The organism is Rickettsia aeschlimannii, assembly GCF_047973405.1.
GTDB lineage: Bacteria > Pseudomonadota > Alphaproteobacteria > Rickettsiales > Rickettsiaceae > Rickettsia > Rickettsia rickettsii.
Genome location: NZ_JBFQGO010000006.1, coordinates 53,264 through 76,906, shown reverse-complemented (window position 1 = coordinate 76,906; position 23,643 = coordinate 53,264). Strand labels below are relative to the sequence as shown.

Genomic DNA, 23,643 nt, shown 5'->3' with positions numbered 1-23,643 from the left:
AGGAAACTATACACATGACCCTAGAAATTACCGGAAGTGAGTTAATTAAATCTAAACTTATAGATGCTCCTGAACGTTCAGGGGTTTATCGAATGTTTGACGTTAACAAGCAAGTTATCTATGTCGGTAAAGCTAAAAATTTAAAGAAACGCCTTACTAATTACATTAAAAGCGATTTAGATAATAAGACGCTTCGGATGATTGCAAATACTTATTTTTTAGAGTATATCATCACTAATTCCGAGGTTGAAGCACTACTTTTAGAAGCACAGCTAATCAAGAAATTTCAGCCGAAATTTAATATTCTTCTTAAGGACTACAAGTCTTTTCCTTTCATTAAGTTACGTTTAGATCATGATTTCCCGCAATTACTAAAATATCGAGGTAAAACTCTAAGTGACGGGAAGTTTTTTGGTCCTTTTGCCTCGAGTGCGGAAGTTAATACTACTTTGACCGAACTACAAAAAATTTTTAAATTACGTTCCTGCACGGATAATTACTTTAATTCACGTACTCGCCCTTGCTTACAATATGAAATAAAACGTTGTTATGCTCCTTGCGTCGGTAAAATAATCAAGGAAGTCTATAGAGACTTAGTAACTCAGGTTAAAGATTTCTTACAAGGTCGCACTAAAGAACTCCAAGAGAACCTATCTAGAAAGATGGAAGAGCTAAGTAGTCAGATGCGTTTTGAAGAGGCGGCAGAAATTAGAGATCGCATTAAAGCACTTAGTTATGTGCAGCTTAAGGCAGGGGGTTCAGATGTCGTTAAAGACGCAGATATAATCGCTATTGTGGAAAAGAACGGGAATTATTGCGTGGAAGTGTTTTTATATAGGGCAGGGCAAGCATGCGGTAATATTCCTTATTTTCCTACTTCTACCGAAAATAGTACCAAAGAAGAAGTATTAGAATATTTTTTATTACAATTTTACCAAAAACAACACGTGCCTGCGGAAATTATAATTAATCATGAAATTAATGATAAAGAGGTGATAGAGGCGATTAAGAAAATTAACAATATACTTCAGCTTAATATTACAGTACCTAATAAAGGTGGTAAGGCTAAATTAGTTCAAAATGCCGAGACAAATGCTTTATTTTCTTTAGAGCAGTATTTGAAGAAATTTGCAAAAAATCAAGAGATTATGTTTGAAATTAAAGAGCTATTTGGTCTTTCTGAAATTCCTGAAAGAATTGAGATTTATGATAATAGCCATATTCAAGGTAAGTTTGCGGTTGGAGTGATGGTAGTTACTGGTAAAGTCGGTTTTGATAAAAAAGAATATCGGGTTTTTAATGTCAATGCTCCCTCTCTCGTAGGTCATTCGCGCTTTCGCCGGAATGATGGCATAAAGAACTGTGTGGGTGACATAAAAGGTGACGATTATGAGATGCTCCGGCAAGTCATAATAAGGCGGCTTACAAGGTTAAGGCAAGAGCCGCATAAATTGCCAAGCTTAATGATTATAGATGGCGGCAAAGGGCATTTAGGCGTCGTTAAAGAGGTGATGGATAAATTTGAAATGAATATTCCTTTTGTTTGTATGTCAAAAGGAGTAGATAGAAATGTCGGTCTTGAACAGTTCCATGTGATAGGTAAGGAAGTATTTACTCTAGATAAGAATTTACCGGTTATGAAATATTTACAAATCTTGCGAGATGAGGCACATAATTTTGCCATAAAGAATCATAGACTAGGTAGATCACGTGCTATAAAAATATCAAGCCTTGACGATATAGATGGCGTAGGTGAAACTCGTAAAAAAGCATTACTGCATTATTTCGGTTCGTATAAAGCAGTATGCGATGCAACCATAGATGAGCTTGCTAAAGTAAAAGGTATTAACAAGTCACTTGCTGAGATGATTTTTAATGTTTTGCACAGAAAAAACTAATATTATAACTCATGAAAAACCTAGTTGTATGAGTCGCGATGTCATTCCCGCGGAGGCGGGAATCCAGTTACTAAAAAGTCTAGACATACTAAATTTAAAAAATTAAAAGCTCGATTTATCCAGTAGCTGGTATAATTAGCAGTAGTGCACCTGAGACTTCTTCAGGTATTCAAGCAACTATTAGTAAAAATATTGAAGCTCTGCAACATTTAAAGCCTGATGGTAGTTTTAGTATTAGAAAGTGGTTTACTGCGGACAAAGGTTGGTTATTTTTATAACTAGTACTCCTAATCAACGAGTAATGCTACGACCACTTATTGCTGCATGGATTAGCATAGCGATAAAAGCATTAATGAATAGGAACATCAATAATACTCATAGTAATATGTGGTTTGTGATTGATGAGCTGCCAGCTTTACACAAGATATCTTCACTCCCTATAGCTTTAGCTGAAAGCAGGAAATATGGTGGCTGCCGTTGTTGCATGCAGGCATGCAGAATATTCATCAATTAGAGGAGATATATGGTCATGCAGGAGCAGCTTCAATGCTTGATTTATTTGGCAGTAAATTTATTTTTCGACTGAGTGATCAGCAGACAGCACATAAATCAGCTTTAATGCTTGGTGAGCAAGAAATTATTGGAACTCAAGAGAATCTCTCTTATGGCGCTAACTCCATGCGTGATGGAGTAAATATGCATAGCTTAGAGAAAAGAAAATTATTAGTAATGCCATCTTAAATTATGAATCTACCAGATCTTACCTGTTATGTAAAACCTGCGGGTAATTTCCCAATTACTAAATTACCAATGAATTTACAAACTTGATTTAAATCTAAAAATATCAAACCATTTTAATGGCATTTTTAAAAGATTTCAATTGTTTGATAGGTGGATTTTACCTTATAAAGAAAAATCCTATTATAATGCCCCTTTAAATCGCTAATTTAGTATTACGAGTTTTAGAGGTAAGCTGTGTATAAAAAACTTTTTTGTTATTTCAGAATTTTTATAAATGATTTTTCAAACAGCAGAGTAAATTTTACAAGAAATATGTTTACTCTAAAGAACTAATAAAAGCTTCATCAAGACCGGTTACACTAGAAATTAAAGAAACATTACAACCTTGGAGCTAACATTTTTTTGCTATCTCTACTGCTTTATTATATTCCCCTTCAGCTTTTCCAATCTGGATACCTTTAGCTTCACCAACTTGTAAGCCTTCAAGAATGCCTAATTCTTTTCCTTCTTGTTGCCAATGTTCTGCTAAACTTCTCATAAGCCTTGTCCCTATTTTCGGATTCAACTTTGTTGATAATAAATTCTCTAGTTTTATTTTATCATCTTGCTCTATCTTCGTCAATGTATAATATAATATCATTTCTAGATAATCATAACCTATCGTTATTTTGGTTAATTCCGGTAATATATCTGATATTTCTTGCCATCTTTTTAATAATTCCCTCTCATGTATATGCTTGAGAAAAAATTCTAATATCCCTGACCATATCCTTTGTTTAAACTCTTCATCAGGAATTTCATGGACATTCACTAATTGGTAATCACTAATCCATAATTCTCTTGCTAATTTGTTATTAGCAAATAAATCCCACAAATTCCTTGCAACATTATATTTCTCCTGACCATTGAAAAATATCATCGGGTATTATTAATGGTAAAGTCTTAGCTTTAGGATTTTGTATTAAATATCGCTCACAAATATTAATCATAAGAGATAGAATCTTTTAAAGAGCTTTCTACAAAAGTGGTATTTTCCATTGCTAAACTAGGAAAATCTATTAAACTTTTAATATTTGGGGGCAAATGTGCATTAAAGAATTCATGGGCAACTAGAGGATTCTCTAGTGCCTTACGAAATATCTTATCATGCTTAGCTTTCTTTGTGCCTTTATCTGGATCACCCAGCAGATTTCCTTGTTCACTTATATATTTATATTTTTTAACTTGATAAAATATTATTACACTACACTCTAAACTCTTATTCCTTGATTTAGCTTGATCTCAGATACTTGCTTTACCGCACTTCTTATTTCTTTACCTATTTCTGAGCTTAGACTTTATATATTGCATTACTTGTTTATCTCTTCCTATGGCATTTAAGTAATCTTCAGGGACGAGATAGCTTTTGCCTTGAAAATCATGTATTACTATATCACAAAATTTTCTATCACCAAGATCATAAATTTATTCTGCATAATTTGTAAATCTTTCTGTATCTTCTGCTCTATTGCTGCTATGCAAATCTTGTTACTATAAGCAGTACAAGAATCTATACCTTTTTCTCTGTAGATTTGTAAAGCAGTATCGATATTTTCTGCTGTGCCAAACTTTGCTAGAGCTTTTATTTGCTGTTGCTGCAAATTATTTAGTCCGTTATTATCGTTATTTGCAAATTTTGAAAATAATAATTCTATAGATTTAATTTGTGATTTTCTATCATCACTTGTTTTTAAGGATGATTTAAGTTCTGTTACTTTACTAGCTGCTGTTAATTTTGCTATTTCAGGCTCTATAAGCTTGTTTATAGATTCTGCTCCTTGGGATTTTAACATATAATTAAAATCACCTTTTTCCGGTGGTCGTATTATTACCGTCGCTCCTTGCCTAATTAATTCTTCCTGAGCCTTAATTACAGTATTAACTGATACTGCGTCTTTGCCATCATTATCAGCAGCAATTATTATTCTTTCTCCTTTGATAGGCTCATAGTTCCTAATGTTACTTACACCTAAACTACAAAGAATTTTGCCTTTAATACCAGCTTCCCTAATACTTAAAAGCGGTCTCGAACCCCTCTGCTATAATCGTTACATTACTTGCTGAATTATTGCCATCTTTACTGACTTGTACGTTCCTGCTTTGTACGTTTTGTTGTTCATTATTTTTATTAATCTCAACAAAAGAGCCTCTGATTCTGCCAAATGAACGTTTATTAACCTCAATATCAGCTTTATTATTTGTGTCTTTGTTTAAATAAATTGATTGTCCACCGGTAATATTACCATCTTTATTTCTAGCAAAAGCAATTAATGCATGATAATATTGTTTACTATATCCCACATCATATTGGTTCTAAGATCGTTACTTAGTTGGTATCTTGTTTAATACTTCTTTAATTCCACGATGTTCTGATAAATATCTTTTTGCTATATTATTTGGCGTCATATAGATTATAGAATCTGATTTTTCATATAATTCTTCAGCTCTCTTTATCTTAGATATTTCAGCATATTTCGCTTGTTGATCTTGATTCTTAACTTTTTGGTCAAATTGCTCTTTTATCTTATCTTCTAATAACTTGCTATTGTTTGACACACCAACCATATTTTGTAAATATTTCTTAGCTTCTACAAAATCACAATTTTTTTCTCTTTGTACTAAGGTAAATAAATCTCCTCCCTCTCCTTTACTAAAATCATACCATCTGCCGGCTTTACTGCCATTTATCTTCATCGCTATCTTACCATCTTTCTCCCAGCGGAGTACTTGACTATTTGATAAATGCTTATTTGGACTACCAAGTAAGCTTCGTCCTATTTCTTCAGCTTTAAATGATAATTTTTGTTTTAATTCCAGTGTTTCTTGTTTATTAATAGAATTATAATCTATTTTTGTCTTTGCCATAATATCCTCTTGTAACTTAACACTTATTGTTGTATCTTGTTTATTACAATTCTTGAGGTTATAAGAAGAGCTTTTTCGCTCTTCTTGGGCTTTATGGCTTGTGGCAAGATTTGTGCTAGTACTTCCTAAGATCTCTGCTACTTTAGCAGGTGGCTCTAACTTCACTCTTAAGTGATAATAGTTATCATTACTGTGTAATCTATCCTTAATATCTTCTACACTACCCCTTTAAACCAATTACCTACTTTATCTGGCTATTTACCTTATCTGCTATTCTAACTATCCTTAATTCTTCATCTCGCACGCCTTTGGTAGTATAGTATTTAGTATTAGTGCCATCTTCATTATATAGTTTGATTAATCTATCAGAATTTAATACCTCCCTTATTAGTTTGAACTTCTCTGCTTCTTCTTTAATCTCTTTTACTGCTTTTTCTATATCGAGTGGTACTTTGTTTATGCAACAAGTACCAACCTCCTATTCATTCCTTTTGTACATAGTTGATGAATAATCATCATCTTTAATTTGTTTTTGTTGATCTTAGTTTTGCTGGTTCAGTTAGGTATAGGGATTATCTTAATTTTGAATGGCTTGTTATTCTACCAATATGTCAGACTTTACAAGCTTACAAGTTGTATCAAACATTAGTCTGTTTTAGAAAAAATTTATAGAATTTCCTAGCACTTATAGTTATGAAGTTGACTTCCATAATTTATTGATGATTCATAATGATTATAATAATCATGAAAAAACTATCTATATGGATAATCTCATAAAACGTAGATTAAAATTAGAACAAAAAAAAGCTCAAATTATTACTGAAGAAGCAAGACTTAAAATTCAAGAAAGAAAAGCTCGTACCCGTCGTTTAATTGAAATCGGTGGCTTAGTTGTTAAAGCTAAACTTGATGATTTACCCACTAACAGTTTACTAGGAGCTTTTGTTTCTTTAAAAGAAAAATTAATACAAAATCCTAATATCCAAGATCAGTGGACTAAAATCGGCAAAAGTATTTTTGATAATCACGAATTAAGATAATTTAATATTAATATCATATATAAAAATTTTTAATATTTAAATTAAGGAGTAGATAAATTGTATATCATCTGATATACTATTATATGGTATTTAAAACAGTCAAGTAATGATAGAATATATTAAACATAATGAAGGAACATTTACTTCATTAACAACAGAACAAAAAAAAGCTGTAGGATTATTATCAATTGGAACATTTTTAGAATATTTTGATCTGATGCTATATGTTCATATGACAGTTTTATTAAATGAATTATTTTTTCCTAAGGCAGACCCTCATACTCAAGCTATTTACTCTGCTTTTGCATTTTGTTCCACTTATGTGATGAGACCTGTTGGAGCCATAATTTTTGGCTTAGTTGGTGACATAATTGGTCGTAAAGCAACTGTAATTATTACTACATTCTTAATGTCGTCTTCATGTCTTGCAATGGCGCTTGTCCCAACTTATGCTGAGAAAGGACTCATTGCTACTGTGATAGTTATAACATGTCGTATTATTCAAGGTCTATCTTCTATGGGTGAAATAGTTGGAGCACAACTATACTTACTAGAAATAACAAAACCTCCTATACAATATCCTATTGTTTTAATGACATCAGTATTTGCTAATTTAGGAGGAATGACAGCCTTAGCTGTTGCATCTTTAGTCACCTCATTTGGATTTAATTGGCGTATAGCGTTTTTGCTTGGAACTATAATAGCAATTGTTGGAGCAGTTGCTAGAACTGCTTTACGGGAAACTCCTGAATTTGCTGATGCAAAACGTCGTGTTAAGAAAAATATTACTTTAATACAAAAAACTACAGATAATCCATTAAAAGATAATCTTATTTACAATGAAAGGGTCAATCTAAAAACAGTCTTCTTTTTATTATTAATATCATGTGGTTGGCCAATATGTTTTTATTTTACTTATATTTATTGTGGTGAAATTTTAAAAAATTCTTTTAATTTTACAGCAGAAGCAGTTATTCATCACAATTTTATTGTAGCAATAGTAAATTTTTGTGCTTATTTAATATTAACTTATTTAAGTTATATTATATACCCATTAAAAATTCTTAAGATTAAATTAGTAATATTTTTTATTTTTGCTCTCATTTGTCCTTATTTACTAAATAATATTACTACTTCTGTTCATTTGTTCTTAATTCAATCATTTGTAATGTTATTTTTTCTTAGTGCCAATCCAGCTATGCCAATTTTTCTAAAACATTTTCCAGTTTTTAAACGCTTTAGAACAGCAAGTATAATTTTTGCTTTATCGACTGTTTCCATGAATATTATTATATCTTTTGGTCTTATATATTTAACAAAATATTTTGGCCATTGGGGAATACAAATGATACTGTTTCCAATAATAATAGGATTTACACTTGGATTAAATTATTTCAATAATTTAGAAAAAAATAAAACATCATGTTTATTTTAGAAACAAAAATAGAAGAATTTATTTTAAATAATTCAGATCTAAAAGATGTTCATGCTGCGACCATATTTGCTTTTGATGATAAAAAATTAATAACATCATTTTTTGGTAAAACACGATCTGAATCAGGTAAGTCAGAAGAAAATAATAGCATTTGGATCAGTTTAGGATTTAAAAGTAATAATCATTATCAATGGACTACTCCAGAAAGAATCGTTTCACCGCAATATTTCCGTGATCATCATATCCCTCTAAAGCAAGATAATGGGATAATCAGTTGTGGAAATCCAGTAATTACTTTCTTGAATAATCAGTTACTCATTTTTAGTAAAATTGGACCTTATCCAAGAACATGGAGTGGAATATTATCTCGTTCTTATGATCAGGGATTAACATGGCAAAAACCAGAACTATTACATGGTATTCTAGGACCAGCACGTAATAAGCCACTAATTTATGAAAATAATATTTTATCTCCGTGTTCTCGAGAAAGTTGTATTGATGATTTTTCATATATAGAATATTCATCAGATTTACATACATGGAATTTAAGTAATCCTATATTACCATCTAACCCTCAAATTTTTCAAAAAGGTTACAGAGGTTTTATACAGCCAACTTTAGTTAGTAGTAATTTACCAAATAAAATCATAATGTTAGTAAGACCTAGAAAAACTGATTCCTTAATGTCTACTTACATACACAGATCAATATCCATAAATAATGGAATATATTGGAGTAATTTAGAACCAGTAAACTTATTAAACCCTGATAGTGCCATTGATGCCATTAATTTAGGTGATGATACATTACTACTTACATATAATCGAGTAATCAATAATCATAAATCACGAAATATATTAAGTGTAGCTACATCCTATGATGAGGGGTTAAATTGGCACCCTATCACTATTAGAAATTCTATCTATCCTGAAGGGGATATAGAATATAATAACATCCTGTCTGAAGAATATTCATATCCTGCTATTATTATGAGTCCTGATAACAATGAAATTCATGTAATATATACATTTAATAGAATTAACCTAAAGCATAAAGTATTTCAATTACTACCAAAATAATCTATTCTATAAATAATCAAGTAGTATGCTAAATTATATTTATAGCTTCAGTGTTGTGTTTAAAATAACTCCAAAAGTTATACTTAAGATTACTAGTTAATAATGTATTTTCGACTAATTTACTTTTATGTGTAATATTAAAACATAAGCGATAAAAGTGTTTTTCTAATGATGAAATTCCAAGGTAAGGCATCAAAACAATAAAACTTATTAAAGTTTCATTTATAATTTTTTTAGCTTTTTCAGGAGATTTAGCACCTATTGTCTGTATATTATGCAGTCTATCAAATAACTTTATCAGAAGTACATCATGTTTCTTCTCTTTGTATAACATCTCTACCATTTCAGCAGAACTAATCTTTATACCATTCTCCTTAATCCTCGTCAAATCCATTACTTGATTGGCTATATTCTCTCCAAATTCTTGTAATATTTTCTCCTTGGTAAGTTCTGTATCCTCTATAGTATCATGCAATATACTAGTTACTAGTATATCTGTTCTAAATAAGTAATCTGATATCATATATGCTACTTCTATCGGATGTGAATAAAATGGTTCTCCTGATTGACGCATCTGACTACCATGATATTTCTTAGCATAGTATATAGCTTTCTTTACCTCCAATACACCCACTGGTGGTACTTTTACTACACTATTTAAATATATTACTTTATCTAATAACTTCTTAGCATAAACACATATCTCAAAATTTGTTTGATAACCTTCTATCTTTTTCATTAATGCTTATTAATTATTTTCAATACTTTTTACCTAAATTTTCCAAGTAATCCTATATCTTTTGATTATATGATTATATATAACAGCTGTGATTTCTCCACCAGCATATAATCCAACAAAAAAGCCAGTTTTTTATACCTACCACTATGCTCATTCAGCAACATTGTTATCAATCTCTATTTTACCATTATCTGAAAACCTCATTACAGAGTTGCCTCATTATTTAGAGAACATAAGCAATAGCTCTATTCTTGGCACTTTTTTAAGTAGTATATTGATACAATATCTCCTGTTAACTCTGTTGGTTTTATAAAAAAGTTATCTTGTTGAACCGTAAAAACAAATTCATTATTAACAAAACAGTTATTTTATTGTTGTTTATCTTGTATACCAACATCATAATTATTGAGTCTTGTTAAACCATCTATTGGTATAATAGCATCAAAGGATTTTATTATTATTAGATCTCTTGCGAAACTAGAGTTTAAAGAATAAAAGTTAGTTGTAACTTCATATACTTTGATATTACATTTATAACTATGTCTATAAATCACACATTTTTCCCACTATATTCCACAATTTAACTGATACGTAAATCACCGCACAAATTGATTATACTGTCTGTCTGATCATCTGGTAACATTGTTTCTAAATTAATGTCTGCACCGCCTAATATGAAAGATTTTAAAATATTACAATTGTTAAAATCCATAATAATGTTTAATACTGTTTCACCACTATTAGTTTTAGCATTGACATCAGCACCATAGACCATTAGCAATGATACTAACGCTAAGTTACCAGACTCAACAGCATAGTGTAATGCTGTTAGACCATCATCAGTTTTAGCATTAACATCAGCACCATAGACCATTAGTAAGTATACTAAATCTGGGCTACCATAATCAACTGCAGAACATAATATTGTTTCACCACTATTAGTTTTAGCATTAACATCAGCACCATTTTTAGCTAATAATTTAGCTAAATCTAAGTTACCATTCTTAGCAGCACAGTGTAATGATATTACACCATGACAATTTGTAGCATTAGGATTAGCACCATGTGTGATTAATAATGGCACTGATTCTACACAGCCAAGTTGAAGTCCAAGATGTAATAACTGGTCCTTATTACTATCTGATATATCATTTATTCTCTTATTCAGCTCTGATAGATCTACTAATAAGGTTATTATAGGAAGCATTTGAGTAATGTTTGTGTTTATAGTAGTTGATAAAAATTCCTTTTGACCATATTGTTCCAAAACAACTTTATCGTTTATGGTAGCCAATAATGTATTGTATATTGTGTTAATTATACCTGTTTTTGGCGAGGGTGGCTTAAATATTGATCTGATATTGGAATCTTCATGTCTCTTTGTATAAGTTATAGTTGCCGGAAAAGCACATTCAGCTAATATTGGTTTGTAAGTGATGTTAATAAAAACACTATTATGTTCGAATAATAGATTACTTGCCGGAATCTGTACTACTGCTAAAGGTACTAATTCATATTCTAAAATATTACGCAAATTGAGATTTATATTTAGAGAAAAGTTGTAAGGTATAGTATCAGTGTCTTTTATCAAAAGTGATAAATTATTATTATAATACGTTATATATTCTGGGGTGGTGGTCCGAGACAATGTGCATGTTGTAGTGTTATTGACAACAAAATGAGTACTATGTTGAGTGTGGGTAAATGAAGCAAAAGTATTATAAGTACTCACGTTATTGATTATTTTACTGGTAATAGTTACGATGCTTATATCAACATTGAGTATGCTATTACTATAACTTAATGTAATATTACATAATATTACACTGACATTATTATTAGTACGAGATATATAATACTTATTTGCTTTATAAGTGTGATGTGCACTACCGTATTGTGTTTGCCTATGCATAGTGGTAGAGCGTATTTGAAGTTCAATATTACCTTTATTACTACCACCTGATATGACTAAATGTATTGATTGATATCCATTATTCTTGGGATATCTAATATAATCAACAAACTGTGATGTTATGGTATTATAATGTAGATGAATTAATTTAGAAAAATCGTAACATGCTTTTTTATTTGGTACAATTGCTCTAAAAGCCAAAATATCATTAAGTGCTGTAATATGGATATCTTTAACAAGTGTTTTTATCCATATAGAATACGGGGACTTAAGTCTGTAGCTTAGGCTTGCTTTTATATTTAGTTTTCTAAATATATTTCTAAATTGCTGTTCTATATTGTGAACTATATTATCTATGTCAGGATATAGCCAATTCATATAATGAAGAATTCTATTACGTTCTTCAGGATATTGAATCTTAAAACATAAATCTTGTAAAAGATAAGCAAGGTCATTGTGTGCTGTATATGATAAAAGATAAGGGATATAACAATTAGTGATGATCTCTGATATATGCTGAGCATCAGTATTATTATACTCAAGGTTAAAGATACTCACCTTATGTAATAATGGAACAAGCGAAGTTAATATTGCTGTTTCCTGTAGTTTGGAATTAATAGTTAATAACAGCTTATTGAAATGGATATATTGCTCAGCATATGGTTTATCGTGAGTAGTAGATAATTTATTAATAACATCAACTAGATATATAATATTATTATTAAAATGATTATAATCTTCTAGATTAAGATGTTGTATATTTTCATGTAATAGTACTGCTGTGAATGAGGAAGAATCTAGTTGTAATGCTTTTATAATGGTATGTATTTGGTCAGGATAGGTTGTTGTTTTATCAGAGCAGTATTGATAGTATAACTCTAAAGCTTGATTAATGCATGAATTATTGGTGATATTTTGATATAACATTATTTACTTAAGCATATGTGAGAGTGTTACAAAAAATTTTTAACCACACTATAAAATCTATATCCTGAAATCGTAATACTTTCATTCTGAAATAAAAATTTTATCTTGCAATACTCTCAGTACATTTAATTTTTTGTAATTTGCAGCTATATTTAAGCAATGTGTATATAATTGCCTTGCAACTCTCGGTACCTTGAGATAAGTAGCAATAGTTAAGAAAAATTGTAAAGTCTCTAAAATTGTTTTCCATCCTTTCTCAGGAATTTTAGCTCCGACTGTTTGTATATTATGTAATCGATCAAATAATTTAATTAATAGCAACTCTTCTTTCTTTTGCTGATATAATATTTTAACTATTTCTGCTGAACTAATTTTTTTATCATTTTTAACTCGTGTTAAATATTCAACTTGATTAGCAATCTTATGGCCAAATTCTTGTATAATCATTTCTTTAGTAAGTAACGTATCTTCAATACAATCATGCAATATGCTAGTTACTATAATATCTGTTCTAAATAAATAATCAGAAATCATGTATGCTACTTCTAAAGGATGTGAGTAATAGAATTCTCCTGTTTCTCTCTTTTGCCTGCCATGATACTTTTTAGCAAAATAAATTGCTTTTTTAATTTTATTAAGATCAACCATGTTCTTAGAAATCTTATTAATAAGAATGATCTTCGTTAATAGCCTTTTACTATATCCGCAATTTGATAGATCTGTAACTTTTATTTTGTCTAGCTCAAGATCTATACTTTTAGGTTTTAACTTTCCTATAATAGAATCTATAGTTTTTTGATGATTTTCTTGACTTCTTGCCATATATCCTTCCTTACTATAATTTACTTAAGTGTAACAAGTAAAGCACAATAATCAAGAAAATCATCATTATTAGTTAATGCATAATCATCAAAACCTTATCAATATCAACATTATGTATCATAAATCAGATCATCAAGAAGAGGTAACTTAATTGGTATATTACAGACGATAGTAGTACTTTTACCTTTTTCACTTGTTACTTCAATCTCTCCATTTAGCTCACCAATTAGACGTTTTACAAAACTTAATCCTGATCCAAGTCCCTTATATTGCATAGCAACATCAAATTTATCAATCTTTTCATGAAAATGTTGCCTGATTTCTTTAGACAGGCCCAACGCCACTATCATGCACCATAAATTGGAATACCATTTCTCTGTTTTGTTGTTCTGATTCTGATAATGCAGGACTAATAGCAAACATGTTCACTGTTACCACAACTTTTCCTGCTTTAGTAAAGTTAATAGAATTATCTATTAACTGCTCTAATATTGCTCCTATTCTATAAGTATCACTAATTATAGCATTTGTTAAATCATACTGAAAATTACAAGATAAATTTAATCCCTTACGTTAAGCTATTGGCATCGCTTTATCAATAATCTTATTTACCAACTGTTTTGGATCAAACTTATTAAAACTATAGGAGGTAATCCAGAATTATTCTGTAGATAACTAAGTATATTGTTATAATAATCCAGTAATTCTTCAGCACAACTTACCACACTAGCTAAATAATCCTTTTTTTTCAGGATGATCCTCTATTTCATAAAGGGCTGTTACTAATGAAAAAATCCCATTACATGGAATCTTTAATCCATGTACCATATTTTGCACCACATCTCTTTTAAATAACTCAGATTCTTTCAATTTATTATTTGCTTCTTGTAATTCTAATTTATATTTAATTATATCAGTATAATTTGTGATCGTCGAGTTAATGATATTCTCTTCTTGCTGATATGGTATTAATGTGACAGATATGGGAGATAATTGAAGATTCCAATTTGTTTTAGTAAGATTAGTAACATTATGATTATCTTTTTGTTGATTTTGGTTATTAATTGTCATAGCATTTCCTTGCTGTTAAAGTTAAGAAAACAGCTCAGAGGTTAAGTAGATAAAATTTTGTTGATTTGAATTTAGCCTCTGAACTAGAGTTGCACCACGGCCGCTCTTAACAAGGACAGATATCACCACAATTCTGTGTGAAGTACAGAGGATTTAAGAGCTTTTTTGACAGATTTTTATACAATTAGGCAAACAGCTGCACAAATGAAACAGTGCTAAATTAATATTGTTTATTATCTCAACTCTTTATCCATTACATATAAATCAAAATCAGCATTAATTATGCTATAAAAAACACCAAAATCTCTTGTAATATACAGTATTTTGCTGGTATTTAAGCCTATTTAATACTATAATTTATGGTATAAATATTTTAATCATAATTTCATGTCAGTAAATAACTCAAACAAGGCACAACCATTCTTACAATGGGTTGGTGGTAAAAGAAAAATTGCCGATCAATTAATTAAGTTTCTTCCATCACTACTAAATAATTACTATGAACCATTCCTTGGTGGTGGGGCTTTATTTTTTCAAATTAGAGATAAATTTAAAAATGCTATTTATCTGATATTAATCTAGAGCTAGTAACTAGCTATAACGCAATAAAGAAGAATCCAGATAAGGTTAGTAAATTACTAGACTCCTATAAAGAAAAACACTCTAAAGAACATTATTATCAAGTTAGAATTAATAATGACAGTAATGACCCAGCAAAGATTACCGCAAGATTTATCTATCTTAATAGATATTCATTTAAAGGTATTTACCGGATTAATATTGATGGCAAACCAGCTCAAACTTTCTCTGGTAGGAATTATAGTAAATCTGATATTGCCTTTAAATTAAAATAGTGTAGTCAGCTTTTAGCTGGTACATCTATTTGTGCTATGGATTTTTCTTTCATTGAACCACAAAAAGATGATTTTGTTTATTTTGATCCTCCTTATCATAAATCAGGTGAGAAGTTTTATACCAGATTACCCTTTGATGAAAATGAGCAAACGAGACTTAAAGATTTTGCTACAGAACTCAATGATAAAAATGTTAAAATAATGATTTCTAATAGGGACACTCCTTTTATTAGAAACTTATACAAAAATTTTAATATTAGTACTATTAAGGTTAAATATTCCATGCCTGAACACAATAAAATATCTGATGAAGTAGTTATTACAAATTATCAATTACCACAACAATTTAGTTATATTCAAACTTGATTAATTCAAAGCAATAATCTTGAGTTTTCAAAAGCTTCTTCTAGATCTTGCATATGACGATTCCTAATATAATAATCATTAAAAGCTGATATTGATTTAAGGATTATTTTCTTATTGATTATATCTTCCTTTACTACTACTAATTTACTCAATACCCCAAAATCAATATATTGGTTATAACGTTCAATAAGAAATTTCCGTACCCTGTACCATACTGAATTAGGATTTAATTGTTTGCTAAGCTGCAGTAGATAATCTTATTTTTCATCTTTAGTATTATTCTGCTTCGCTTCAAGCTCAGTAAATGGTATGATTTGCCTAATACTACTGCCGTAGATCATTTGTATTTGCTGTAGTATTTTATCTTGGATATATTCTGAAAGCGTAATGTTTTTAAGCAATTTTATTTGATAGCTATTACCTACTACCCCAATAAAGCAGCAACAGCTTAGTAATTCATAAGCTATATCAGGATCAAAAATACCGATGATTTTACGTTTTAACTGAGCTTGCAAGTTAGTATCAAGGCTGTTTTCTATCTTATCTAGATATCGCTCTTTAGTGTTGTTTAAGTCACTGGATTTAAACTGAAATGTAGCACTATTAGCTTTAGTAGTTTCACGTAACTCATGAGCTAAAGCTTTAGCCATATAGTTTAGTAACACTTTCTTATGGCCAAAATGGTGATTGGAATATTCTCCTGCAAGCTTTAAGAGTAATTTATTAATAAATTCCAGATTAAATTCACCCTTTGATTTTACTTGCAGTAAATCAGCATCTTCTTGGCTTAATGGATAAAAATCTGCTAATTTCTTTCTTTTGAACCAGCCTTTATGATTAACGGCATTCATTGCTACATTATTGCTATTTGATACTGCAACATCATATTTTTTAGAGATTTTATTAATAACTGTTTGTAGTACAGTATTAATTTGCGTAGCACCTGTTGTGATATTAGCACTAGATACACTGGTATTATCAGCTTGTTGTTGAGTGTTGCTTGAGCTTGCTGTTTTGAATTGTAAATTTGTTTCAAGTTGTTGTTCTTGTAACTGAGTTTGGTTATTATAATTAAATTTATTTTTTTCATTTTGAAAAATTGTAAATTTGCTAGATCTAGATTTATTAGATATATTTTTATTATTATCTATATATATTGTCTCATCCAAACTTTTTTGGGGTTGAGGCAAAATTTCTTTAGGTTTCACCCCAAAGTTTTTTGGAGTAGGTACAAAATTTTTTTCATTTTCAGATGGTACTTTGCTAGAAGCAGGTTGGAAATTTCTAGCTAGCTTAATACAAGGAGTATTACGGCATTTAATGCCATATTTCACGACTGTTGCTTTATAAACTTCAATAAAGCCGCTCTTTTTTAACTCAAGTAGACACTGTCTTATACTTCTTGACAAACACCGAGAGACTCTTAAAAGAAATCATAGGTTTCCTGAAGTTCATCAATGCTATTATTATGATAGATTTGCATGCGGAAGACTATTAGAAATAGTAACTGTCTTGCAGTCTTACTTAATATCTTACCATTACTCGAGACCAGATTACTCCATTCAGGAGGGATAAAATTACCAACAAAATTATAGAAGATAGTGAGATTATTATCATGCTCATCATGGATTACACAATCAGGAGTGAAATGTGAGCAGCATATAGTGTGCATAAGACCTCAACTTAAACATCAGGTTTAATCAAGGTAATAAGGCAATTAAAGCAGTATTTTTAAAAATGTGAGGAGCATATAAGCAGCATACAGAGTAGGGAGGTAAAATTAGTAGATTATGAAAAGCTTGGAGGTAAGGTGGTGGGTGATAGTGGACTTGAACCTCTGCCCTTTACGATGTCAACGTAATGCTCTAACCAACTGAGCTAATCACCCTTATAATTTTTTTAATCTTTATGTAGTTTTGGCTTTATATGGACCTTATAATATTTACAATTAAGATAAGTGTCAATTGATTAGTTCAAGTTATATGTTAAAAAGATTATATTGATAAAAAATAGTTGTATAATATATCAAATTTGATATATTATACATATGACAAAGTGGATTATAGAATTTATCAATAATGCTGCAGAGAAAGAAGTACAGAAGCTTACTTATATGATCTACAAGCTGATTTTTTACATCTATGTGAACTGTTTATTGAGTTTAGTACACATAACGTATGGATGCCCTACACAAAAAATATCGAAGGCAAGCTTTGGGAACTATTATTTAACTATGGATAAAAAAATAGTTATATTGCATACATTTATTAAAAAAACAGAAAAAACTCCTAAAACAGCCATTTCAAATAGCTAAAACTTAAGATTAAAGGAAGGTTTTAATGAAAAACTTTGATGAATTTAAAAAAGAGTTATTATCAAATCCTGAAGTAAAAAAAGCTTATGAAGAACGAAAAATGGAATTTGAGATAGCAAGCACTTTAATAAAGGCTCGTCTTGCATCTAATATGACTCAGGCGGATGTTGCTAAAAAAATGTCTACTTCTCAAGCTCAAATAGCAAGAATGGAAAGCGGACATCATATTCCTAATTTCTTAAGCCTTCAAAAATACGCTAAAGCTGTAAATCAAAAAATTAATTTGTTGATTACCCCATAGGGTGTACTACTACTAAATCTGTATGTAGTTTTTAACCCTTGTTTTTTTAAAAAATTCATTAATGTACTAGATTTCAAGCTTTATTTCCATTATTTATAATATTTTATTATTTAGTCTATAATTTTATGGTGGATTTAAAAACTAAAGCCTTTGATATTTCTCAAAATTTCACTATTTCTCTTGACGGTCCTGCTGCTTCAGGTAAAGGGACTATCGGTCTAATACTAACCAAGAAATTTTCTCTTAAATATTTTCAGTCAAGTATTGTTTATAGGCAACTTGCGTTTGACTGTATTAGTCAAAAAATAGATGTCACTGATATAGATGCGGTAATTGCTTTATCTAAAGAATTAAAACTCGACAATAATTTTGACTTAGAGAATGAGAATATAGGAAATATAGCATCGCAAATTGCCGTAATAAGTGAAATTAGAAATAATCTAAACAAATACCTGATTAATCTAGTAAAAACAACACCTAGAATGATTATGGAGGGTAGGGATATAGGCACTGTTGTTGCACCTGACGCCGATTTAAAGATTTTTATAACCGCAAATCCTCAAATTAGGGCTGAAAGACGATATAAGCAGTTGCAAGCAAAAGGAAAAACATGTATACTCGATGAGATTTTACGGCAAATAATTTTGCGAGATAAAAGAGATAAAGAGCGAAAAGCTGCACCGTTATTACCGGCTTCAGATGCTTTAATTATCGATACTTCAAAGCTTTCAGCTATGGAAGTCGTAGAAGAAGTAACAAATTATATAAAGAATAAAATAACTTGAAAAAGTGCTAGGGTATTTTATTCGATTTTATGGCGTTGTTGCATGACATAGAACGCTTTTTTTAGTCATGCAAGAGCCTCCAATTTTATTAACCTTTCAAAAAAATTTTATTAGCCTAGGCACTTTAGCTAATATTACGAGAAGAATATGTCAATAAAACTAAAACAACGATTTGTTCCACAACTTGCAGCAATGAATCACGAATTTGAAGAAGATTTCTCTAAAATGCTTGAAACCGTTGATACAAGTCATATAAAAGAAAAAACGGTAGTTAAAGGCCAAGTAATCGAAATAAAAAACGATATGATTATTGTTGACGTTGGATTAAAAAATGAAGGTAGAATACCTAAGTCTGAATTTTTAGCTTTACCTGAAGTTGGGGACGTAGTTGAAGTTTTCATCGAGAAAATTGAAGGACGTAACGGCAAAACGATATTGAGCCGTGAAAAAGCAGTTAAAGAAGAATTATGGGGACAACTAGAAATCATGTGTTCCAAGGGCGAATTTGTCGATGGTACGATTTTCGGTCGTGTAAAAGGAGGCTTTACCGTGGATTTATCCGGTGTAATAGCATTCTTACCGGGAAGCCAAGTTGACGTTAGACCTATTAAAGATCCTACTTCTATAATAAATATCAAGCAACCGTTTAAAATTTTAAGTATGGATAAAAAGCTTGGTAATATAGTAGTTTCAAGAAGAGCTATTTTAGAAGAATCACGTTCCGAAGCTAGAGATGAGATGCTATCTAAAATTAAAGAAGGCATGGTATTAGAAGGAAACGTAAAAAATATTACTGATTACGGTGCGTTTATCGATCTTGGAAGTGTTGACGGTTTATTACATTTAACCGATATTTCTTGGCGAAGAGTTAACCATCCTTCAGAGGTGTTAGAATTTAACCAAAAGGTTAAAGTAATGGTTATTAAGTTTGATGAAAAAACCAAAAGAATATCACTCGGTATAAAACAACTTGATTCTAACCCATGGGAAGCAATTAAAGAAGAATTCCCCGTCGGTAAACAAATGACCGGTAAAGTTACAAATTTTGCTGATTACGGCGTATTTATAGAATTAAAAGACGGGCTTGAGGGACTTGTTCATTCAAGCGAAATTAGTTGGTTAAAATCTAATCAAAATCCTAGAAAAACACTAACTATAGGACAAGAAGTAGAATTCGTAGTTTTAGAGGTCGATACTGAAAAGCATCGTGTTTCTTTAAGTATTAAACAATGCCAAGAAAATCCTTTAATAAAGTTCGCTAAAAATAATCCTGTCGGTACTATAATTAAAGCACCGATTAGAAATATTACGGATTTCGGTATTTTTGTTGCACTCGGTAATAATATGGACGGCATGATTCATGAAGGTGATATTAGCTGGGAAGATAAAGGAACGGATCTATTAAAATCATATAGAAAAGGTGACGAAATAGAATGCAAAGTTCTAGCCATTAATATTGAAAAAGAACAAGTTAGTTTAGGTATAAAACAATTGTCGCCAAATCCATATCAAGAAATCAGTGATGAATATAAAAAAGGCACAATAGTTAAAGCCCTTATAACAGAAGTTAAAGATGAGGGACTCGAAGTATTATTAAACAATAAAGTAGCAGGTTTTATTAAAAGAACTGAACTATCGGATAAAAAAGACGAGCAGAAGCCTGAAATGTTTCAAATAGATGAAGAAATAGAAGCAAAAGTTGTTTCTATAGAGAAATCAACCGGTAGAATTTTATTATCGGTAAAAGCTCATAAAATAGTAGAGCGTCAAAAAGCTCTCAAAGAATATGGTTCTAGTGATAATACTACCAATATGGGAGATATACTTGCTAATGCTTTAGAAGATAAGAAGTAATAATCTATAAGTCATTGCGAGGAGAAACTGTAAGTTTCAACGAAGCAATCTCAGGAGTTCTATGCTACTTCATGAGATTGCTACGTCAGTTATTAAAATAACCTCCTCGTAATGACGAAAAACTATTTAATTCATCAATCTCAGGAGAAAATATTAATGTCGTATGTACCGATAGTAATTGAATCAACATCACGCGGTGAACGTGCTTATGATATATATTCAAGATTGCTAAAAGAACGTATAATCTTTGTATGTAGTACTGTTGAGGATCATATGGCAAACTTAATTGTTGCACAATTATTGTTTCTTGAAGCAGAAAATCCTAAAAAAGATATATATATATATATCAATTCCCCCGGAGGAGTTGTAACCGCAGGTCTTGCGATTTATGACACAATTCAATATATAAAACCTAAAGTTGCTACATTATGCATAGGTCAAGCTTGTTCTATGGGTTCACTTTTACTGTGCGGGGGCGAGAAGGGGATGCGTTATAGTTTACCTCACAGTCGTATTATGATCCATCAACCGTCAGGAGGTTATAAAGGGCAAGCTACCGATATAGAAATCCACGCTCAAGAAACCCTAAAAATCAAAAGGTTACTTAACGAATTGTATAGTAAACATACTGGACAAGAGTTAAAACATATTGAAAAAAGTATGGAACGTGATAATTTCATGTCACCGGAAGAAGCAAAAAAATTTGGATTAGTAGATAATATAATTTCTTCTAGAGATGCTATGGCATTGTTAACAAAATAAAGATTAAATTTTATAAAAAAATCTTATAGATTTAGTTTTATTATTATAGTATAAGAGAATTAATTTGTTATAGTCAAGTCAGTGGGATTTGTACACCAGGAGCTAGGAGTTAAGCCTAACTAATAGGAGAACGACAAGTGACGATGCAGGCAGATCCAAATCAATTGACTATATTGGGGTCATAGCTCAGTTGGTAGAGTGTTTGAATGGCATTCAAAAGGTCGGGGGTTCGACTCCCCCTGGCTCCACCATGTCTTATTGCTATTTTACCCCACTTTCTACTTCTCATTTTTTGCTTTTTTTAAAATGGCTAGAAATGCTACATATAAAACTATGGTGGGATAAGGATATAGAATGGAGTTTAGAATTAATCGAACAAAAATACTCAAGCTATGTTAGAGGGTATAAGCTAGAAAATAATGAGCCTAAAAATATACACGCTTACATTATAGAAGCAGACCGTACTCCTATGAGATGGATACATCCAAATTTACAATGCTTATGATTTTGAGTGTTCAGACCCATTAATAAACTTACCTTCAAAACTTACAACACTTGATTATTTCTTTAATGCTTAGGCTCTGTGGACATTTAATAAAATAATCATAATTATGACTCTTTTTTGCTACAAATTATAAGATTTTTTTTGAAATATGAATAACTATTCCTTCAAAAATCTTACTAATTTTCGCTAAAAAATACTTCAAAATAAAAAATCAATTAGAAATCTTCACAGAACCTAGATATATTAATATAGATTAAGTGTAAAAAGAATTAGTGAGAAATGCTAAAAGATCAGAATTTAGATATAGAAAGAAAACAAGACCATATTGAAATTAATCTTACGAAAAACGTTGAATCTAAACTTAAAAGCGGTTTTGAATCTATTCAATTTATTCACAATGCATTACCGGAAATTAACTACGATAGCGTAAATACAACTACTACTTTTCTCAGAAAATCTTTACAAGCACCTATCCTAATTTCTAGTATGACCGGAGGCACGACTAGAGCTAGAGATATTAACTATAGACTTGCACAGGTCGCTCAAAAAGCCGGTATTGCTATGGGGCTTGGCTCTATGCGGGTTTTGTTAACGGAACCGGATACAATCACGACATTTGCAGTAAGGCATATAGCTCCCGATATCCCTTTACTAGCCAATATCGGTGCAGTACAGCTTAATTACGGAGTGACACCTAAAGAATGTCAGTATTTAGTGGATGCTATTAAAGCCGATGCCTTAATTTTACACTTAAACGTGTTACAGGAACTGACTCAGCCGGAAGGTAATAGAAACTGGGAAAAGCTGTTACCTAAGATAAGAGAAGTGGTTAATTACCTCTCTGTTCCGGTAATTGTTAAGGAAGTAGGATATGGTTTATCTAAAAAAGTTGCTGAGAGTCTTATTGACGCAGGGGTTAAGGTTCTTGATATTGCAGGGAGCGGTGGGACATCTTGGAGTCAAGTAGAGGCTTATCGTGCTACAAATTCGTTACAAAACCGTATAGCTAGTAGCTTTATTAACTGGGGAATCCCGACTTTAGATTCTCTAAAAATGGTGCGGGAAGTTTCAAAAGATATTCCGATTATTACCAGTGGCGGATTAAAATCCGGCATTGACGGTGCAAAAGCAATTCGTATAGGAGCTAATATTTTTGGACTTGCCAGTCAATTTTTAAAAGCGGCAGATACTTCTGAAAGCTTGCTTTCCGAAGAGATACAATTGATAATCGAGCAGCTTAAAATTACCATGCTATGCACCGGATCACGCACTTTAAAAGATTTAGCAAAAGCAGAGATTAGGTTGTAGTAAAATTTATATTCATAATATATTGG

General features: G+C 30.8%; 13 protein-coding genes, 2 tRNA genes and 6 pseudogenes. 13 read left to right on the top strand and 8 right to left on the bottom strand.

Features of this window, described 5'->3' with window-relative positions; genetic code table 11:
- Positions 1–14: 14 nt before the first annotated feature.
- A complete protein-coding gene (gene uvrC / locus AB4K15_RS05740) occupies positions 15–1,898 on the top strand; it encodes an excinuclease ABC subunit UvrC (RefSeq protein WP_500224961.1) in 1,884 nt (627 codons plus the stop codon).
- Positions 1,899–2,020: 122 nt separating this feature from the next.
- Positions 2,021–2,726: pseudogene (locus AB4K15_RS05735) on the top strand (type IV secretion system DNA-binding domain-containing protein); the annotation flags it as partial.
- Between the two features lie 229 nt (positions 2,727–2,955).
- Here the strand turns inward: AB4K15_RS05735 and AB4K15_RS05730 are convergent.
- Both AB4K15_RS05730 and AB4K15_RS05725 read right to left on the bottom strand, forming a co-directional pair.
- Positions 2,956–3,845: pseudogene (locus tag AB4K15_RS05730) on the bottom strand (Rpn family recombination-promoting nuclease/putative transposase).
- A gap of 44 nt (positions 3,846–3,889) precedes the next feature.
- Positions 3,890–5,794, bottom strand: a pseudogene (locus AB4K15_RS05725) (toprim domain-containing protein); the annotation flags it as partial.
- A gap of 510 nt (positions 5,795–6,304) precedes the next feature.
- Between AB4K15_RS05725 and AB4K15_RS05720 the strand changes: the two are divergent.
- The 3 genes from AB4K15_RS05720 to AB4K15_RS05710 all read left to right on the top strand — a co-directional run bounded on the left by AB4K15_RS05720 (position 6,305) and on the right by AB4K15_RS05710 (position 9,097).
- A complete protein-coding gene (locus AB4K15_RS05720; RefSeq protein ID WP_032073432.1) occupies positions 6,305–6,583 on the top strand; it encodes a conjugal transfer protein TraD in 279 nt (92 codons plus the stop codon).
- Between the two features lie 106 nt (positions 6,584–6,689).
- Positions 6,690–8,018 (top strand): MFS transporter, encoded by a 1,329-nt coding sequence (locus tag AB4K15_RS05715; RefSeq protein ID WP_032073372.1) that lies wholly within the window; start codon positions 6,690–6,692, stop codon positions 8,016–8,018.
- The gene (locus AB4K15_RS05710; RefSeq protein ID WP_032073373.1) at positions 8,006–9,097 is read left to right on the top strand and encodes an exo-alpha-sialidase; all 1,092 of its coding nucleotides are present in this window, start codon (positions 8,006–8,008) and stop codon (positions 9,095–9,097) included. The genes AB4K15_RS05715 and AB4K15_RS05710 overlap by 13 nt, the downstream gene beginning before the upstream one ends.
- Positions 9,098–9,125: 28 nt before the next feature.
- Here the strand turns inward: AB4K15_RS05710 and AB4K15_RS05705 are convergent, their stop codons facing one another.
- The 4 genes and pseudogenes from AB4K15_RS05705 to AB4K15_RS05690 all read right to left on the bottom strand — a co-directional run bounded on the left by AB4K15_RS05705 (position 9,126) and on the right by AB4K15_RS05690 (position 14,568).
- On the bottom strand, positions 9,126–9,836 hold the full coding sequence (locus AB4K15_RS05705; RefSeq protein WP_500224959.1) for an HD domain-containing protein: 711 nt from the start codon (positions 9,834–9,836) through the stop codon (positions 9,126–9,128).
- A gap of 580 nt (positions 9,837–10,416) precedes the next feature.
- On the bottom strand, positions 10,417–12,675 hold the full coding sequence (locus AB4K15_RS05700; RefSeq protein WP_500225737.1) for an ankyrin repeat domain-containing protein: 2,259 nt from the start codon (positions 12,673–12,675) through the stop codon (positions 10,417–10,419).
- 81 nt (positions 12,676–12,756) lie between these two features.
- Positions 12,757–13,497 carry an HD domain-containing protein gene (locus tag AB4K15_RS05695; RefSeq protein WP_500224955.1) on the bottom strand — a complete coding sequence of 247 codons (741 nt, stop codon included), beginning with the start codon at positions 13,495–13,497 and terminating at the stop codon, positions 12,757–12,759.
- Between the two features lie 110 nt (positions 13,498–13,607).
- Positions 13,608–14,568 (bottom strand): annotated as a pseudogene (locus tag AB4K15_RS05690) (sensor histidine kinase).
- A 387-nt stretch (positions 14,569–14,955) separates the two neighbouring features.
- On the opposite strand from AB4K15_RS05690, the pseudogene AB4K15_RS05685 reads away from it, so the two are divergent.
- A pseudogene (locus AB4K15_RS05685) lies at positions 14,956–15,788 on the top strand (DNA adenine methylase).
- Here AB4K15_RS05685 and AB4K15_RS05680 read toward each other — a convergent pair.
- Together AB4K15_RS05680 and AB4K15_RS05675 are read right to left on the bottom strand one after the other, a co-directional pair.
- Positions 15,769–17,460 (bottom strand): annotated as a pseudogene (locus AB4K15_RS05680) (hypothetical protein). The pseudogenes AB4K15_RS05685 and AB4K15_RS05680 sit on opposite strands and share 20 nt — an antisense overlap.
- A gap of 139 nt (positions 17,461–17,599) precedes the next feature.
- Positions 17,600–17,676, bottom strand: a tRNA-Val gene (locus tag AB4K15_RS05675).
- 451 nt (positions 17,677–18,127) lie between these two features.
- Here AB4K15_RS05675 and AB4K15_RS05670 point away from each other — a divergent pair.
- The 7 genes from AB4K15_RS05670 (at position 18,128) to fni (ending at position 23,617) form a co-directional block, all read left to right on the top strand.
- Positions 18,128–18,403, top strand: coding sequence for a helix-turn-helix domain-containing protein (locus AB4K15_RS05670; RefSeq protein WP_032073378.1), 276 nt, complete (start codon positions 18,128–18,130; stop codon positions 18,401–18,403).
- A 125-nt stretch (positions 18,404–18,528) separates the two neighbouring features.
- The gene (cmk, locus tag AB4K15_RS05665) at positions 18,529–19,188 is read left to right on the top strand and encodes a (d)CMP kinase (protein ID WP_032073379.1); all 660 of its coding nucleotides are present in this window, start codon (positions 18,529–18,531) and stop codon (positions 19,186–19,188) included.
- A 147-nt stretch (positions 19,189–19,335) separates the two neighbouring features.
- Complete coding sequence (locus tag AB4K15_RS05660; RefSeq protein WP_500224952.1) at positions 19,336–21,042, top strand: 30S ribosomal protein S1; 1,707 nt, start codon at positions 19,336–19,338, stop codon at positions 21,040–21,042.
- A gap of 156 nt (positions 21,043–21,198) precedes the next feature.
- A complete protein-coding gene (clpP, locus tag AB4K15_RS05655; RefSeq protein ID WP_032073381.1) occupies positions 21,199–21,804 on the top strand; it encodes an ATP-dependent Clp endopeptidase proteolytic subunit ClpP in 606 nt (201 codons plus the stop codon).
- A 175-nt stretch (positions 21,805–21,979) separates the two neighbouring features.
- Positions 21,980–22,055: transfer RNA gene (locus tag AB4K15_RS05650), tRNA-Ala, on the top strand.
- The gene (locus AB4K15_RS05645; RefSeq protein WP_500224950.1) at positions 22,055–22,309 is read left to right on the top strand and encodes a hypothetical protein; all 255 of its coding nucleotides are present in this window, start codon (positions 22,055–22,057) and stop codon (positions 22,307–22,309) included. Before AB4K15_RS05650 ends, AB4K15_RS05645 begins: the two co-directional genes overlap by 1 nt.
- A 279-nt stretch (positions 22,310–22,588) precedes the next feature.
- Positions 22,589–23,617 (top strand): type 2 isopentenyl-diphosphate Delta-isomerase, encoded by a 1,029-nt coding sequence (gene fni / locus AB4K15_RS05640; RefSeq protein ID WP_032073382.1) that lies wholly within the window; start codon positions 22,589–22,591, stop codon positions 23,615–23,617.
- The last annotated feature ends 26 nt before the right edge of the window (positions 23,618–23,643 follow it).

What these genes read in the sequence shown, in the direction of transcription:
- AB4K15_RS05715 (WP_032073372.1), top strand. Translation starts at nt 6,690, where the DNA reads ATGATAGAATATATTAAACATAATGAAGGAACATTTACTTCATTAACA.
- cmk (WP_032073379.1), top strand. Translation starts at nt 18,529, where the DNA reads ATGGTGGATTTAAAAACTAAAGCCTTTGATATTTCTCAAAATTTCACT.
- AB4K15_RS05645 (WP_500224950.1), top strand. Translation starts at nt 22,055, where the DNA reads ATGTCTTATTGCTATTTTACCCCACTTTCTACTTCTCATTTTTTGCTT.
- AB4K15_RS05700 (WP_500225737.1), bottom strand. Translation starts at nt 12,675, where the DNA reads ATGTTATATCAAAATATCACCAATAATTCATGCATTAATCAAGCTTTA.
- fni (WP_032073382.1), top strand. Translation starts at nt 22,589, where the DNA reads ATGCTAAAAGATCAGAATTTAGATATAGAAAGAAAACAAGACCATATT.
- uvrC (WP_500224961.1), top strand. Translation starts at nt 15, where the DNA reads ATGACCCTAGAAATTACCGGAAGTGAGTTAATTAAATCTAAACTTATA.
- AB4K15_RS05705 (WP_500224959.1), bottom strand. Translation starts at nt 9,836, where the DNA reads ATGAAAAAGATAGAAGGTTATCAAACAAATTTTGAGATATGTGTTTAT.
- AB4K15_RS05670 (WP_032073378.1), top strand. Translation starts at nt 18,128, where the DNA reads ATGAAAAACTTTGATGAATTTAAAAAAGAGTTATTATCAAATCCTGAA.
- AB4K15_RS05720 (WP_032073432.1), top strand. Translation starts at nt 6,305, where the DNA reads ATGGATAATCTCATAAAACGTAGATTAAAATTAGAACAAAAAAAAGCT.
- AB4K15_RS05660 (WP_500224952.1), top strand. Translation starts at nt 19,336, where the DNA reads ATGTCAATAAAACTAAAACAACGATTTGTTCCACAACTTGCAGCAATG.
- AB4K15_RS05710 (WP_032073373.1), top strand. Translation starts at nt 8,006, where the DNA reads ATGTTTATTTTAGAAACAAAAATAGAAGAATTTATTTTAAATAATTCA.
- clpP (WP_032073381.1), top strand. Translation starts at nt 21,199, where the DNA reads ATGTCGTATGTACCGATAGTAATTGAATCAACATCACGCGGTGAACGT.
- AB4K15_RS05695 (WP_500224955.1), bottom strand. Translation starts at nt 13,497, where the DNA reads ATGGCAAGAAGTCAAGAAAATCATCAAAAAACTATAGATTCTATTATA.